Below are 15,977 nucleotides of genomic sequence, written 5' to 3'. Positions count from 1 at the left end.
TCCTTGCCCCTTTTTAAAGGAGTAAACATGAAACTTACGATTCACGAAGTTGCGCGTGTTGTTAATGCAAAAAATGATATGACAAGCTATGCGGATAACCCGTTAGTCAAGGCAGAGTTTGATAGTCGCTTGATTGGAGCTGGGGATCTATTTGTGCCACTCAAGGGAGCGCGTGATGGTCATGACTTTATCGAGACGGCTTTTGAAAATGGTGCTGCTACAACCTTGTCAGAAAAGGAAGTGGCAGATCATCCATACATTTTAGTAGAGGATGTTTTGACAGCCTTTCAAGATCTTGCAGCCTATTACCTTCAAAAGACCGGTGTAGATGTCTTTGCCGTTACAGGTTCGAACGGTAAGACAACGACCAAGGATATGTTGGCCCATTTGCTTTCTACAAGCTACAAAACCTACAAAACGCAAGGAAATTACAATAACGAGATTGGCTTACCTTATACAGTTCTTCATATGCCAGATGACACTGAGAAGTTGGTCTTGGAAATGGGACAGGATCACTTGGGAGATATTCATCTTTTGTCTGAACTGGCTCATCCGAAAACAGCTATTGTGACTCTGGTCGGAGAGGCACATTTGGCCTTCTTCAAGGACCGTTCAGAGATTGCCAAAGGGAAATTGCAAATCGCTGATGGTATGGAGAAAGGGGGATTGCTTTTAGCGCCAGCTGACCCCATTGTAGAGGATTATCTACCTACTGACAAAAAAGTGGTTCGCTTTGGCCCAGGTGCAGAACTAGAAATTACAGAATTAACTGAGCGTAAGGATAGCTTAACCTTCAAGGTTAATTTCTTGGAGCAGGCTCTTGACTTGCCAGTAACAGGTAAGTACAATGCGACTAATGCTATGATTGCTTCTTATGTTGCCCTGCAAGAAGGAGTGACTGAGGAGCAGATTGGTCAGGCCTTCCAAAATCTTGAATTAACGCGTAACCGTACCGAGTGGAAGAAAGCAGCCAATGGAGCAGATATCCTGTCAGATGTTTACAATGCCAATCCGACTGCTATGAAGTTGATTTTAGAAACTTTCTCTGCTATTCCAGCTAATGAAGATGGTAAGAAAATCGCAGTTCTGGCGGACATGAAAGAACTTGGAGACCAGTCTGTTCAACTCCACAATCAGATGATTTTGAGCATTACACCCGATGTCCTTGATACCGTTATTTTCTATGGCGAAGACATCGCTGACTTGGCTCAACTAGCCAGTCAAATGTTCCCAATCGGCCATGTTTATTACTTCAAAAAAACTGCTGAAGAAGACCAGTTTGAAGCTATGATTAAGCAGGTCAAGGAAAGTCTTGGAGCACATGACCAAATCTTGCTTAAAGGTTCGAACTCTATGAATCTAGCCAAGTTAGTAGAAAATTTGCAAGAAGAAGACTAATGTTCTTCGATAAGAAAAATTTTTCAAGAGTAAATTTGTCTTGAAGGATTAGCTTCTTTGGAACACAAAAATATAAGAAATAAATATAAGCTAGGCTCTATAAAAATCAGTAAGAGATTGGCTTATATGAAAATGAGGAAAGTTACATGAATGTTTGGGATGCTTTATTTAGCACGCAGCCGACGGAGCCACCCCAATTTGATCTTCTTTGGTATGGAAGTCTATTTACTTTATTGGCATTGACTGTATTTCTTGCCTATCGTTATGGTGAGAAAAAAGTTTGTCAACGATTTTTCCAGATTTTACAGGCCGTTCAATTAATTCTACTTTACGGCTGGTATTTGGTAAATCAGATGCCTTTGACAGAAAGTCTACCCTTTTATCATTGCCGTCTGGCAATGTTTATAGTGCTTTTGCTTCCTGGTGTTTCTAGAGTCAAACAGTATTTTGCTGTGCTAGGAACCTTTGGGACTTTGGCAGCCTTTGTTTATCCAGTGCCAGATCCCTATCCCTTCCCCCACATCGCTATCCTGTCCTTTATTTTCGGACACCTAGCCCTCCTTGGAAATTCCTTGATTTATCTTTTGAAGGACTACGATGCTAGCTTATTGGACTTCAAACGAACCCTAATCATCACATCTTCACTGAATGCTGTGATCTTTGTGGTCAATCTAATGACGGGTGGAGATTATGGCTTTTTGACAAAACCGCCATTGGTTGGAGACCACGGTCGTTTGATCAATTATCTAGTCGTTACCCTATTCCTGACTTGTGCCATTTATTTAGTCTCTAAAATTTTTCAGACAATCCTTCAGGAACAGGAAGAAAAAAGGTTGAGAATCTGGCAGAAATAAAAAAATATTTTCCCAATCTCTTGACTTTTATCTGAGAATTTTGATACAATAGTAGACGGTATTGTTTACCCCATTTGTAAGGCCCCGGAACCTTTCAAATAACTTGCGGACCGGAACATCCGCCCTGTAAACAAAAACGATATTCATATAGGAGAAATCATGAACAAAACTACATTCATGGCTAAACCAGGCCAAGTAGAACGCAAATGGTACGTTGTTGACGCAACTGATGTACCTCTTGGACGCCTTTCAGCAGTTGTTGCTAGCGTACTTCGCGGAAAAAACAAACCAACATTCACACCACACACTGATACAGGTGACTTCGTAATCGTTATCAATGCTGAAAAAGTTAAATTGACTGGTAAAAAAGCATCTGATAAGATCTACTACACTCACTCAAACCACCCAGGTGGATTGAAATCAATCTCTGCTGGTGAACTTCGTTCTAAAAATGCAGTACGTTTGATCGAGAAATCAGTTAAAGGTATGCTTCCACACAATACTCTTGGCCGCGCTCAAGGTATGAAATTGAAAGTATTCGTTGGAGCTGAGCACACTCACGCTGCACAACAACCAGAAGTTCTTGATATTTCAGGACTTATCTAAGGAAAGGAACAATAAAGTATGTCACAAGCACAATATGCAGGTACTGGACGTCGTAAAAACGCTGTTGCACGCGTTCGCCTTGTTCCAGGAACTGGTAAAATCACTGTTAACAAAAAAGATGTTGAAGAGTACATCCCACACGCTGACCTTCGTCTTGTAATCAACCAACCATTCGCAGTTACTTCAACTGCAGGTTCATACGACGTTTTCGTTAACGTTGTAGGTGGTGGATACGCTGGTCAAGCAGGAGCTATCCGTCACGGTATCGCTCGTGCCCTTCTTCAAGTAGACCCAGACTTCCGCGATTCATTGAAACGCGCAGGACTTCTTACACGTGACTCACGTAAAGTTGAACGTAAGAAACCAGGTCTTAAGAAAGCTCGTAAAGCATCACAATTCTCAAAACGTTAATCAATACGATTATATCAACGTTTCAAAGCACTCAAAAGTTTACCTTATGGGTGCTTTTTTCGTGTTTTTTTAAAAAGTTTACCTCAAAGTTCACCTTGTTTTTACCTTATTGTTTTAGAGACTTTAAAGCAAATTCACCAACTGCTATAGGAACTACATTAGAAGTATTGACATAAATCTGAGTTGTACCTGTATCGCTATGAGTCAATGCTTCAGAAATGGCTTCTAAACTCATTCCTGCTTGTTTAGCAAGTGTTGCTCCTGTATGTCGTAATTTATGAGGTGTAGCATGTGCCAGTTCTTTATGTCGCTTTCTGATGCTTTTCATTTTATTGTTTAGATAGTCGGCGTGTAAAGGCTTATTGATGTTTCCTTTGGTATCGATATATGTAAAAACAAATTGTTCTGGATTACTGATGATGCCAAACTTTGCCAGCTCATATTTTTGTTGCTCTTTCCAAGAGGCAAGAAGTTGAAGTAAGTCATTAGAAATAGAGAAAATAGTTTTCTTATTTCCTTTAGTAGATTTTACTTGTCCATATCTATCTAAAGCTTGAATTAGCTGAATCTGCGATTTTGAAAAGTCTATATGTTTCCATTGAAGAGCATAGGTTTCAGATTTTCTATCGCCTAAGAAAAAAGTGAGATAAAATAGGACATAATCTTTAAGGGTTATTTTATCATTCTCTAAATCTTCTTGAAATGCTGAGAACCATTCTTGGAGTTGTTCATGAGTTAGATATAAATCTTCCTCTCTCTTTGACTCTGCAAGTTGAATCTTTTTAGTGGCCTTTATTCTTCTTAATATTTTTGCAACTCTATTTGCTTCAATATATTCAAGTTCTTCTGCCCAATCAAAAATGGAAATCACATAGCTACGTAAAGATTTGAAGTTCGCATATTCATTAGCCTTAGATGTCATTAGATTTAGGATAACTTGCTTATTTTGATTTAGAAACTGTATCGTATAGTTTCCAAGAAGTGGTAGTATATGTTTTTCAAAACATGTTTTGGTATTTGCAACTGTTGACCTGCTTGGTGGCTTAGAAGTAGATGTAGTTTGTCCTGCTTTATAAGAGTCCCACCAGATATTGTTATAGAAGTCTGAGAAAAGAATATCTTCTTTTCCTAGTCCTGTAAACTCATTATCTTCTATTTGATTTAACTTGGTAAGCAAGTCTATCTCAGCTTGTCTTGCCTCCTTTCTAGTTTTAAATCGCTTATCGTAATAGTTGCTATTGACAATTCCAAGTGGCATTCGTGCTTCTATTGGGATATAAACTTTTAAGCGAAAAGTTCCGTTCTTTGTCTTACTGATAGTCGTCATGATATTCTCCTTGTGTATCGAACCAGAAAATATCATGACTATTATAAAACAAAAATATAGATATTTCTAGTTTTGTGAGTAAAGCCATGAATTAATGGCTTCTTTATTAAATCGTATAGTCTTGCCTATTTTTATTGTAGGCAGTCCTTTCTTGATCCAACTATCTAGAGTATTGTTTGAGATGCCTAGATAGTGGCAAGCCTGCTGTTTGTTTAAAAAAGGGCTTTCAAGGTTACTATGGTGTAGCTTCTTTTCAATTTCTTTTGTGATAAGTTCAGCAAGTAGGAGCTGAATTTGTTTAACTTGTTCATCTGGTAGAATTACTTGCATAAGTTATTTCTCCCTATTGTGCTATAATTGAAGTATCAGTTGATTTTTAATCATCTGTATTTGCCTCATCAGTATTGCTCGCCAAAGTATCTTCTGAGGAGGTTTTTTTGTTGTTTTGTGGATTATAACGTCTAGAATCTAAAAATTTTGTAAAAAAGTAGGTTCGTTCAATTATTAATCCCAGTAGTGAAATATCTTTATTTCTAGCGTAGTGAACTAAGTCTTCGAACTCGGTAAAATCGTTATCGGTGATTACATCGATAACAGTTTCTAGAAATAAATTTGAATTTTGCTCTATCAAGAACTTATCAAGTTCGAATCCGCAACCTGATTCAATATCCTCTATATTGTATAAAGTTTTTTCAGGATTTTCTGCATGTATGAAATAATCGTACATACCTTTTGGTGACATGACAACTTCAACGTGGGAAGGTGTATTGAGTTTCTCAGTAAGAAGCTCTGACACTTGGGAATAACTTTTTAGCGATTCAAAAAATAAGACTCCGTGCTTGTGCGATTTTTTAAATTCCCCAGTTTCCCTGTTAATGTCCTTATCATGCCAAGGGCTAAGAACAAATGGAATGTGTAACTCTTCGAGAATTTCTAAATAATTTTCTGGGGCACTTTCCTTATAGAATAGGAATGCCCATTTATTTGAACGTTTTTCTTTAGCCATTTTGTCTTCTTTCTATGATTATTGATTATTGATTTATTGGGGGTCGTAGTAACCCCAATAAATCTTCTCTTGGGGCTTGCCCCAAACCCCAGCCTCTCCTGCCCGATGATATCACACACTAAGAACGCTTGAGGACTGGCAAGGGACGGGGTAGTATTTTTCGACTTCGTTACGCTTTCGCTTTAGGCTTCGCTATACTACGCTGAAAAATCTCCACCCCTCAAAGCCCTTGCAAGGCCTCATTTTCCTACTGATTGGTAAGTGCCGACACTATACCGATGAGATAGCTCAAAAAGGGCTACTGTCGTCAAAACAAGTATAGCAGGAAAACCGCTATTCATACCTTGAGAAAAGCTCCTGAATTCGTAGATTCAAAATTTGCTGATTCTTAACTGGAATAGTCCGAAACATTCTCACAGGTTCGCCTTCTATTTGAAAATACCCATATCCCCTAGGCTTGACGATGACCTCGTCTTTTTCCATATCTGGGAAAAGTAACTGTCTATTGTTGCTTGCATTCAAAAAGCTAGTTGATAAACTGATGACACAATTAAAGTTATATCGTCCAGGCAAATCTACCAATAAGAATCGCTGACTGGATAAAATTATTCTGAAGCCTAGGCTTCTACCCATACTATTCATCATTAGCATTTTAGACAGTATTTCCTTGTGTTTCTTTTTATCAGTTTGTTCAAGATAAGCTAGAAATGCTTGCCACTCGTCAAAAATAAGATATAGATTGTGGTCATTCGTTTCTACCTTGCTTAATCTGTTTTCAAAGCGATTATAGATAGTTTCAAACATATCAAGACAGTTGAATCCACGAGCTACATGAGTCCCTGACATTGAGAATAGTTCATCATCAGCTTTAAAATCCATAAAATAAGCTTCAGCAGATGTATCATGGGTTGCCACAAGACCTATAAATCTATGCAAGAAGGTTGATTTCCCTGAACCAGACGGTCCTGCAATAATCCAAGCAAAATATCGGTTTATGTCAATGTTGAAAGGGGAAGGGTGTCCCCTACTGTTGACCTCGAAAACGTTTTTAATCATATTAGAAGTCCTCTTCTTGAATGATTTCAGTCTGTCTTGCCATACGATTGTGTGTCGCCTCTTCAAATGTTTTGACATCAAATTTAGCAACCCAACCAGCACCAACATTCATTTCTATGTGCATATAGTCAAGAGCAAATTCATTTGTGTATTTAGCCAACACTCCCATGAAATAATCTTCAAGCTCCTTTTGGGAGTTTGTGTCAAGATTATTAGCGAGATAGATCCAAACATCTATACCTCGTGTGGTAGCAGGATTTATAGTTTTTAACTGTAAATCATGAGATAAGTTTTGATTGAGATGATTGACCACGTTTTGTAAGACAGTACCTTTTCGGACTTGTAGTTGTTCATCAGCTTTCTTATTGAACCACCAAAGTGTGACATTTTGAATCAATGTAGTTATAAACTTAACTTGCTTGCCTGTTAACAAGAGGCATTGTTCCCATAAATTTTCATTTCTCTTAACAACCTCATCTGACACAATGAGAAACTGTCGTTTTAGAGAGATGTATAGAGTATTAAAACCTTGCCATATAAATAATGCAAGAATAAGATAAAAGAATATTTGTATCAACATATATGTTACCTCGTCATATAGTGAGTAGTTATCATCTACACAATGCAGATGATAACTCACTATGTTCGTCACTTATCTTAATGAAATATCAGCAAGTTCAGCTACAAGAGCGAGTCCGACCGGTTGCTTCAACTTGTCAAGAACAAATGACAAGTCATACTTGTTAAGTATGATGTCAGTATTGACCAAACCATCTAAACTCTCGTTTTGATAGTTCTTCAACTTGACTTTGAACGTCGGGCAGTAATTTTCTTGACCAATACTAGCGAACTGTTCATAGAGTTCGACATCTACGCATGTAAGAGATGCCCATGGTCGTTGATTATCTTGACCCTCGTTTATGATTCCATTGTTTGTATTGATTACTTTGATATCTGACGAGATATCAATAGAAGTTGACAAAGCATATAAAAATGCTCTCGCGCTTTCGTAGTTTCCTATGATTAATTTTTTCTCTTTTGACATATGAATGCCTCCTTTGCTAATCTTCCGTCTGACTAGCAATTTTAACTTTGAATGATAGGACGGTCTATATTTGAATTGGTTAGCTAACTTATGACACTAGTATATATTTTTTTTGTTCCATGAGCAATGTGAGGGATTAATATAGTTGGTGTCTCTTTTTTGACACCATTATTTAAAGAATCTTCTTTATGTAAAATATATAAATCATGATTAATATTTTCGATTAAAATAGGCTTTTTATCTATATTGTTTCTAATAAGTGATTTGGATATTAATAATTGAACAACTTATCATTTAAAGTTTTTATCTAACTTTTGATACTATTTTATATATTTTTTTATAACTAAAAAAGGATTCTAATTTTATGGTTAGAATCTTTTTTTGACACTATTATTGAAAGGTGCTATAATGTTTTTAAAAGGAGGTAATATATGATTAATTTTGAAGATTTAAAGTTAGAAATACAAGATGAGTTTATTTCTTCTAATATTTCTGAAATATTGTACAGACAAAGAAAAAAAGATAAATTATCACAAGAACGTTTTTTAGAAGAATATTTTGAATACAATATTTATACAAAAACAGCAGGGACTTTATCGCTCTCGCAGTTAAAAAGATATGAGAAAAATTATCGAGAAAAATCTTCCACTATTAAGCCTCAAAAAAGTAGCGAAATTTTTAATATTATTAGAAGATTTTCTGTTACTAATGATTTATATCAAAGAGAGATATATAACGACTATTTAAAAGAAGATTCGTTTAGGTTAGCTGAACGTCTAGAAGAGTTAGGTTTATTGGACTGCATTGAAAAAGCAACTAATGGACTAGCTGGGATGAATGAATTTAACATTAAATTTGGAAAAACTTATGATAAATCTGTCTTACTAGATTGGTTATTCACTAATGCTAATAAAGCATTGAATGGTGAAGATATACCTCAATTTATTTATAGTCAGACTAAAACAAGGCATGATATAAAAGGAGGAACTAAAAACTAAATTAGCAAATTTAAAAAAGCCAAGTTCAAAAATACTTGGCTTAATTTATTTGTTTTAATATATCTCGGAGAGCTTTTATAGTAGGTTCTCTTTTTTCTGTTGGTAGGTTTCTAATATCTTCAATGAGTTGTGAAAATTCTCCGCTTTGATTTTGATTTTCAATATTAAAAAAAGTATTCATATCAACTTCAAGAGCTTGTATGATTTTTTCAATAGTCTCAAGCTTAACGTTTAACTGTTTATTCTCTAATCTATAGATATAGTTGAATCCCAGATCAGCCTTTTCTGCTAGATATTCTTGTGTCATTCCGCTTTTCAGTCTTAGAAGTCTGATTTGTTTTGCAACAAATTCTCTTAAATTTATTTTTTCAGTCATGATAGTACCTCATAACTATCATACAAGTTTATCTCGTTGAATAAATCATTATCAAAAGACTGAAATTTTTGCTAGAATGGTGTTTTAAAGACTGTAAAATGTGGTATAATATTATTCATAAAACAGTCTTTTAAGACATAAAGGAGTTTACATGCTAGAATCAAACACACAAGGTCACGGCACCATCAAAAAATTGCGTACTGGCGCAGTTATTTCAACGCTTGCAATCTCGGCTCTAGGGGTATCTACTGGGGTATCGGCTAGTGAGACTGAGGTAGCCGTTAATGAGCCTGCAACTAAGGTAGTTGCTAAAGACGAGGTAGTTGCTAAAGTTCCTAGTCAAGCTGATGTTGATAAGGCTAAAGCTGAATCTGACAAGGCTAATCAGGATGTAGCTAAGCAAAAAGAAGTGGTTGCATCTACTGAAGCAAACATTGCTAACGTTGAAAAGACTATCGCTGAAACTACTAAAAAGGTAGAAGAAGTTAAGTCGGTTACACCTGAAAAGGTTGCTGAGGCTAAGGCTGACGCTGACAAGAAAGCCAACGAGCTAGCTACGGCTGAGAAGACTGTAGCGGATGCTGATAAGTCTGTATCTGCGACTGCTGAAAAGGTTGAAGACCAAACTAAGGTAGTATCTAACGCTGAGAAAACTGCCACTGCTACGGCTAATAAGGTAGCTGACGCTCAGAAAAAAGTAGATGCTCTTTCATCTACTACTGATGTTGCTCCACTTGAAGAAGAGGTAGCTACACTTACTGACCAAGTTAGTGAAGACACTCAAGCCGTAGAGACTGCTGAGACTAACCTTAACAATGCTAAAAAGGCTCAAGCCAACAAAGACCAAGCCATCAAAGATGCTCAAGGTGGGGTATCTAGTGCTGAATCTAACCTTACCCAAGCTACTACAGCCCTTGCTAGTGCTAAAGCTGACCAATCTAACAAAGATAAGGCAGTTACTTCTGCTAAATCAGCTCTTGACGTAGCTAAACAAGGTGTTACTGAAACAACCACATCTTCTGAAACAATGTACGATGTTCCTAAGGCAACTTACTCTCCAGCCTTGTCTGATGAGTATATTCAGGCAATTAAAGCCCTAGCTAATGGTACAGGCAATGTTCTTGATGTTATGAAGGCAATCAATAAGCCTTATACTGACGAGAAGACAGGTGTAAGTGCCAATACTCTAGGTGGGTATAACTTTACAGGTAAGTATTTCTATAAAGGTAAAGATATTGCTTATGGTAGTGAAGACACAGACACTACAGAGATTGTTGATTTCCAACACCTATCTAAAGAGCAAGCAACTAAATTAAGTTTGTATGCAGCATCTATCATTAACGATTTGCGTGCTAAGGTTGGTACTGCACCTCTTAAAGTTAGTGAAAGTTCTATTGAATTGGCTACTCAGTTTAACCATTACGCAAATCCTTTTGAAAAAGTGACAGATGGTAAGACAAGTCCAAACTACACAAAAACTCTAGCTGAGAAGTTAGCTATGGGTAAAGAGTCAGCTAAGTTTAACTTGGACGCTTTGGGTATTCGAGCAGAGGGTATCCCAGATTACGCAGGCAAAGGTACTGTTTCGACTATGGCTCAAATCAAGCAAGTAGTTTATGAGGGTATTGTTCAGACAATTATGTCTGCAACAAGTACAAGTTCTAGCGAAGATCTATATAGTGGTGCTTTGTCACTTCTAGGTTTCCGTGATACCGATAAAACCAATCTTGGTGTAGGTCTAGGTTTTGGTTATAGTCAGCTTGGGGTAAAATATGAGACTAGTTTCACTCTCTCTCCTACTAAAGAGGTAACTACAACTACCCAGAAGGTAGACACTAAGGCAGTAGAAACTGCTCAAACTGCCTACAACGATGCACTCAAAGCATCTGAAGAAGCTAAATCAACTGTAGCAACTGCACAAACTGACTACACTGACGCTGAGACAGCTCTTGCTAATGCTCGTAAACAGCTCTCTGATTTGGTAGGTAACAAGATTGATGTTCCGTCACTTGAAAAGGCTCTTGCTGATGCTAAAGATAAACTAGCGCAGGACACTCAAGCTTTGCAAACTGCTAAGGAATCGCTTGCTCTAGCTAAATCAAACGCTACTGACAAAGCTAAGGCTCTTACTGATGCTAAAACAGCTCTTGAGACTGCTAAAGCTGAGCAATCAGATGCAGACAAGGCTCTTACCTCAGCTAAGGGTGAGTTGGAAGTCCTTACTAAGGCTCATGATGTAGCAGTCTTGGCTCGTAAGTCAGCTGGTCAAGACCTTGCTCGTAAACGTGAAGCGTCTAAAGAGGCTACCGATACTCATACAGTTCTTGAACTTGCTCTCACTAATCGTGATGAAGTCCTTAAGGCTTTGGACAAAGAGCTTACTGACGCTAATGCTAAGCTTGGTGTACTCCGTGCTGAGTTGGAAACTGCTAAGGAAGAGTTGGCTCGTCTTGAGGGTATCGCAGAAGTTAAGGCTCGTGGGTATGAAAACTTTAAGCAACTCAAAGCCGACCATGACGCATACCTTGCTGAACAACAACGCTTGCAGGCTTTGAAAGACAGAGCAGAAGAAATCCGTAACGCAGGTGGAGAAGTTAAACCTGTCCTTGATGCTGACGGTAAAGTAGTTGATGTTGTGGATGCGAAGGCTAAGGCTAAGGATAAAGCAGTAGTTGCGACAGTAGGAACTAAAGACGATAAAACATATCAAGCTCCTGCACAAGCTACAAATGCAAAAGCAGAACCTAAGAAACAACTTCCAAATACAGGAACGAAGGATTCAGGACTTTTAGCATTGCTTGGAGCAAGTGTTGGACTATTTGCTTTAGCAGGAAAACGAAAATATAATAGATAAAAAGAAAGAGAGCGGTGGCTCTCTTTTCTAATGAAAACAAATTAGTATACATGTAAAAATTTTATATAAGGGAAACTTTTGATATTCTGGTTCGATTTTTGCTTATTTTTTATGAAAGTTTACCTTATTTTAATGAAACTGATTGAAATTAGTTGAAATTTTATTTTTTGAAAACTTATAAAAACGTTGATTTTAAAGCACTTTGAAATTAGATGAAATAAGTGGTGCCCCAACCAGGTCTTAAGAAAGCTCGTAAAGCTAGCCAGTTCTCTAAACGTTAATTCGTTGCTGGACAGCAGAATACAAACGAAAACACTTTGCATATTGCAAGGTGTTTTTTTCTATGAGAACTGGCGGTGCGCAATTAGGATAGCTCTAGCGACTTTAGTCGCATAGAGATATGCTATGCACAGTTGCCCCAAGAAAACAAGCGAAGCGATGTTTGATTGGATGGCAACCACTGCACTCAAAACGTTCTTCGAAAGAATTACTATACTTACAAAGAGCACCTTTCGGGGTGTTCTTTTTATTGATATTATAATTAGAAATCTCCTTGAAGGGTATCAGGTAAATGAAAAGATTCGGCGATCATATCCTATTTCTTCGTACTTTAGTCTAATACCTATAATGTAAAAAACTCTAGCTATCAGGTAGTTGATAGTTAGAGTTTTTTTCTATTCATATGATTTAATGAGATTAAATAAGGCTTCTACTTCTGATGACAGTGTAGCTGATTTGAGATAAGCATAATAAACTGTAAATGTTATCTGGTCCTCCGGTATTAGAGGGATTTTTATTAAATCATCATCTTCATCAGAAAGTGCGATATCAGCCAGTAAACTAAGGCCGATCCCTTTCTTTAAAAGTTCTTTAAGAATGACAATGTCATCAGTCTTAAAGAATATTTCTGCCTTGTTTTGATGCTTTTGATTAAGTAGTTCAAAAGCTTTCAGGTGAACAAAGTGTTCGTCTAAAAGTATAAAGGATTGATCTACTAAATCTTCAAAAGTGAGGGAAGGAGCAGTAGCAAGAGGATGGTTCTTAGATAAAACGACATACAGTTCTTTATGAAAGAGTTCATGCGTCTCTATTGAAGGATGATTGAGTGGTTCAATCAAACCTAGTAGGCTTGCATCAAGGTCTCCCTTGAGGAGAAGATTTAATAACTCTACGGAGCCACCGCGGATAGGGCGTACTTTTTTTAAAAAATCGAATTGATCTTTTTCGTTTAAGGCAGCAAAGAGATACTGAATGATAATAGGAGGGAATCCTACAGTAGAGTATTGGGCCAAGGAACGATTGATTTCTTTGCGAGTAGAAATAACCTCAGGTAAGATCTTTTCTGTATGCTTTAGAAGGATCTGCCCTTGAGGAGTTAGTTTGAAGGAACGATGCGAAGGATCATGGTGAATCAATTTGCAATTAAAAGATTCCTCTAAGCGCTTGATTGCATAAGAAATAGATGGTTGGCTGACCTTGTGTTGTTTTGCTACTTCCGTATAGGATTGAAGCTGACAGAGGTCATAAAAATATTGTAGATCTTTTAAATTCATATGGGCTCACTTTCATTAAATGGAGAAAAAATTGGAAATCACCAGATAAATAAATCTTATCCGTATCCCACAATTTGACTATACGAGTATTCGCCGGTTAAAATGTAAGTGAGTCAGGGATTTCAAAGGTTATCTAAGATACTTTCAAAAATGACCAACATCTTTTCTCGTTTATCAATAGGGAGTTGTTTAACCTTCATGTTGATTCTTTTGAGTGAAAGATTGTCGGTCTTATCAGAGGTTGATTCAAGGCTATCAAAATTGAGAAATTCCTCTGGGGTCATCTTTAGGGCGACAATCACTTTTTCAAGACTGTGAATGGTCAGATTCACATTTTGGTTTTCAAGTTGATTGATATACTTAAGCCCGAGCCCCGCTTGTTCCGAAAGTTCTTCCTGGCTCATTTTTTTCTGTGTTCGAAAATATTTCACTTTTTGGGAAATATATTGTTGTAAATAGTTTTTATTCGTCATATAAATAGAATACAAGTTTTGCATGACAAAAAAACATCTTAAAAAATACAAAGTATTGTATAACAAACTTATATAATATTTATTTTAATTCGGATTGCCAATTTGTATGATTAGTTTCTTTTACTCGAAACGTTTAGTAAATAGTGATCATCGAGAGTTTTATGAGTTCAGAACTTTATAAAATATAACAACTTAAAGTGCCATTAACAATAGTGTTTTAAGTATAAAGAGCTTATTAGAAAATTGTCTTCGTAGACTCATTATAACATATGCGTACACAATAGTATTTTTTAAACAACAAAGTTTTACAAACAATTCATTTTAAGTGGTATAATAGATGTAAAAAGGAGGTTGCACTATGACTGCACATGATATTTTAAACAACCCTTTCCTCAATAAAGGTACTGCCTTTACCTTAGAGGAGCGAAAGGAACTAGGCCTTATTGGTTTACTGCCACCGTATGTTCAAACGATTGAAGAACAAGCGGCGCAAACATATGCACAAATGCAAACAAAAGCCAATGATTTGGAAAAACGTCTTTTCCTAATGGAAATTTTTAATACCAACCGGACTCTTTTCTATTACCTCTTTTCTCAACATTTGGAGGAATTCAATCCAATTGTATACGATCCAACCATTGCAGATACCATTGAAGGCTATAGTGACCTCTTTGTAGATCCCCAATATGCGGGATATCTTGATATCAATCATCCTGAAAATATTGAAGCCACTTTGAAAAATGCTGCTGGGGATCGCGAGATTCGTCTCATTGTTGTAACAGATGCAGAAGGAATCCTTGGAATCGGTGACTGGGGAACAAATGGTGTCGATATTTCTGTTGGGAAATTGATGGTCTACACGGGTGCTGCTGGAATCGATCCTTCTATGGTTCTTCCTTTAGTCATTGATGTAGGGACTAACCGTGAAGAACTTCGTAACAATCCTAATTACTTAGGAAATCGTCACGAACGGGTTCGCGGTGATCGTTACTACGACTTCGTTGACCAATTTGTTCAAACAGCAGAACGTCTCTTTCCTAAACTCTACCTTCACTGGGAAGACTTCGGCCGCTCGAATGCTGCCAATATTCTTGAAAAATACCGGAAACAAATTCCAACTTTTAATGATGATATTCAAGGTACAGGAATCGTTACCTTGGGTGGTATCTTTGGTTCACTAGATATTAGTGGTGAAAAATTAACAGATCAAGTTTATCTCTGCTATGGTGGTGGGACTGCGGGTGCAGGAATTGCCGCTCGTGTTCTTCGTGAAATGGTGAGTGAAGGTCTTTCTGAAGAAGAAGCCTATAAACGTTTCTTTATGGTTGATAAACAAGGTCTTCTCTTTGATGACATGGATGACTTGACACCAGAGCAAAAACCGTTTGCTAAGAAACGTGCTGACTTTAGTAACGCAGACAAGTTGACTGACCTGCTTGAAGTAGTGAAAACTGTGAAGCCAACCATTCTTGTAGGAACTTCGACTCAGCCTAATACCTTCACTAAAGAAATAGTAGAGGCTATGTGTGAAAATACAGAGCGTCCGATGATCTTCCCTTTGTCAAATCCAACCAAACTAGCTGAAGCTAGTGCTAAAGATTTGATTGAATGGTCAGATGGCAAAGCTTTTGTCGCAACAGGAATTCCTGCTGATACAGTTTCTTATAAAGGTGTCGACTATGTGATTGGTCAAGCCAATAATGCCTTGATTTACCCAGGTCTTGGTCTAGGTATGCTGGCTTCTGAAGCAAGTCTTTTGACTGATGAAATGATCGGAGCAGCGGCTCATTCATTGAGTGGTATTGTCAATCCAGGCCAACCAGGAGCTCCTGTCTTGCCACCGTTCAAGTATGTAGCAGATGTTTCTATTAAAGTAGCAGAAGCAGTCGCTAAAAAAGCACAAGAGCAAGGTCTTGCACGTGCTAAGGAAACAGATATGGCCAAAGCAGTTCGTGATTTGAAGTGGTATCCAGAGTATAAATAATTCACTGCTGCTGTCTATCCTTTGCTAGCGACAGAT

Annotated in this window: 16 protein-coding genes; 7 read left to right on the top strand and 9 right to left on the bottom strand. The window is 37.3% G+C overall.

Annotation, left to right across the window (positions count from 1 at the left end; translation table 11 throughout):
* Nucleotides 1-27 precede the first annotated feature (27 nt).
* The 4 genes from AXE83_RS08965 (at nt 28) to rpsI (ending at nt 3,269) form a co-directional block, all read left to right on the top strand.
* On the top strand, nt 28-1,398 hold the full coding sequence (locus AXE83_RS08965) for a UDP-N-acetylmuramoyl-tripeptide--D-alanyl-D-alanine ligase (protein WP_060956193.1): 1,371 nt from the start codon (nt 28-30) through the stop codon (nt 1,396-1,398).
* 146 nt (nt 1,399-1,544) lie between these two features.
* The gene (locus tag AXE83_RS08960; protein WP_060956192.1) at nt 1,545-2,252 is read left to right on the top strand and encodes a YwaF family protein; all 708 of its coding nucleotides are present in this window, start codon (nt 1,545-1,547) and stop codon (nt 2,250-2,252) included.
* A 159-nt stretch (nt 2,253-2,411) separates the two neighbouring features.
* Complete coding sequence (gene rplM, locus AXE83_RS08955) at nt 2,412-2,858, top strand: 50S ribosomal protein L13 (protein ID WP_001044622.1); 447 nt, start codon at nt 2,412-2,414, stop codon at nt 2,856-2,858.
* Nucleotides 2,859-2,876: 18 nt separating this feature from the next.
* Nucleotides 2,877-3,269, top strand: a complete 393-nt coding sequence (gene rpsI / locus AXE83_RS08950; RefSeq protein ID WP_002893764.1) for a 30S ribosomal protein S9 — start codon at nt 2,877-2,879, stop codon at nt 3,267-3,269.
* Nucleotides 3,270-3,375: 106 nt separating this feature from the next.
* Here the strand turns inward: rpsI and AXE83_RS11300 are convergent, their stop codons facing one another.
* The 6 genes from AXE83_RS11300 to AXE83_RS08920 form a co-directional block, all read right to left on the bottom strand.
* Nucleotides 3,376-4,596 (bottom strand): site-specific integrase, encoded by a 1,221-nt coding sequence (locus AXE83_RS11300; protein WP_060956191.1) that lies wholly within the window; start codon nt 4,594-4,596, stop codon nt 3,376-3,378.
* 66 nt (nt 4,597-4,662) lie between these two features.
* The gene (locus AXE83_RS08940; RefSeq protein WP_060956190.1) at nt 4,663-4,926 is read right to left on the bottom strand and encodes a helix-turn-helix domain-containing protein; all 264 of its coding nucleotides are present in this window, start codon (nt 4,924-4,926) and stop codon (nt 4,663-4,665) included.
* A gap of 46 nt (nt 4,927-4,972) precedes the next feature.
* The gene (locus tag AXE83_RS08935) at nt 4,973-5,602 is read right to left on the bottom strand and encodes a replication protein (protein WP_060956189.1); all 630 of its coding nucleotides are present in this window, start codon (nt 5,600-5,602) and stop codon (nt 4,973-4,975) included.
* A 333-nt stretch (nt 5,603-5,935) separates the two neighbouring features.
* Nucleotides 5,936-6,658, bottom strand: a complete 723-nt coding sequence (locus AXE83_RS08930; protein WP_060956188.1) for an ATP-binding protein — start codon at nt 6,656-6,658, stop codon at nt 5,936-5,938.
* Nucleotide 6,659: 1 nt separating this feature from the next.
* On the bottom strand, nt 6,660-7,238 hold the full coding sequence (locus AXE83_RS08925; protein ID WP_223299859.1) for a hypothetical protein: 579 nt from the start codon (nt 7,236-7,238) through the stop codon (nt 6,660-6,662).
* Nucleotides 7,239-7,310: 72 nt separating this feature from the next.
* Nucleotides 7,311-7,703 carry a hypothetical protein gene (locus AXE83_RS08920; protein WP_060956187.1) on the bottom strand — a complete coding sequence of 131 codons (393 nt, stop codon included), beginning with the start codon at nt 7,701-7,703 and terminating at the stop codon, nt 7,311-7,313.
* Nucleotides 7,704-8,134: 431 nt separating this feature from the next.
* Between AXE83_RS08920 and AXE83_RS08915 the strand changes: the two genes are divergently transcribed.
* Entirely contained in the window at nt 8,135-8,701 is a 567-nt protein-coding gene (locus tag AXE83_RS08915) for a hypothetical protein (RefSeq protein WP_060956186.1), read from the top strand.
* A 40-nt stretch (nt 8,702-8,741) separates the two neighbouring features.
* On the opposite strand, the gene AXE83_RS08910 is transcribed toward AXE83_RS08915, so the two are convergent.
* Nucleotides 8,742-9,077: a helix-turn-helix domain-containing protein gene (locus tag AXE83_RS08910; RefSeq protein ID WP_047206714.1), complete on the bottom strand. Its 336-nt coding sequence runs from the start codon at nt 9,075-9,077 to the stop codon at nt 8,742-8,744.
* Between the two features lie 151 nt (nt 9,078-9,228).
* On the opposite strand from AXE83_RS08910, the gene AXE83_RS08905 reads away from it, so the two are divergent.
* Nucleotides 9,229-11,931, top strand: a complete 2,703-nt coding sequence (locus AXE83_RS08905) for an SEC10/PgrA surface exclusion domain-containing protein (RefSeq protein WP_060956185.1) — start codon at nt 9,229-9,231, stop codon at nt 11,929-11,931.
* Between the two features lie 674 nt (nt 11,932-12,605).
* Here the strand turns inward: AXE83_RS08905 and AXE83_RS08895 are convergent.
* Both AXE83_RS08895 and AXE83_RS08890 read right to left on the bottom strand, forming a co-directional pair.
* The gene (locus AXE83_RS08895; protein WP_060956183.1) at nt 12,606-13,484 is read right to left on the bottom strand and encodes a LysR family transcriptional regulator; all 879 of its coding nucleotides are present in this window, start codon (nt 13,482-13,484) and stop codon (nt 12,606-12,608) included.
* 122 nt (nt 13,485-13,606) lie between these two features.
* Nucleotides 13,607-13,957 (bottom strand): helix-turn-helix domain-containing protein, encoded by a 351-nt coding sequence (locus AXE83_RS08890; RefSeq protein ID WP_060956402.1) that lies wholly within the window; start codon nt 13,955-13,957, stop codon nt 13,607-13,609.
* A gap of 358 nt (nt 13,958-14,315) precedes the next feature.
* Here AXE83_RS08890 and AXE83_RS08885 point away from each other — a divergent pair, with 358 nt between their 5' ends.
* Nucleotides 14,316-15,941, top strand: coding sequence for a malolactic enzyme (locus tag AXE83_RS08885; RefSeq protein WP_060956182.1), 1,626 nt, complete (start codon nt 14,316-14,318; stop codon nt 15,939-15,941).
* Nucleotides 15,942-15,977 lie beyond the last annotated feature (36 nt).

The organism is Streptococcus sp. oral taxon 431 (genome assembly GCF_001553685.1).
Taxonomy (GTDB): Bacteria; Bacillota; Bacilli; order Lactobacillales; family Streptococcaceae; genus Streptococcus.
The sequence above is the reverse complement of the archived record's forward strand: the minus strand, read 5'-3'. Positions and strand labels throughout refer to the sequence as shown.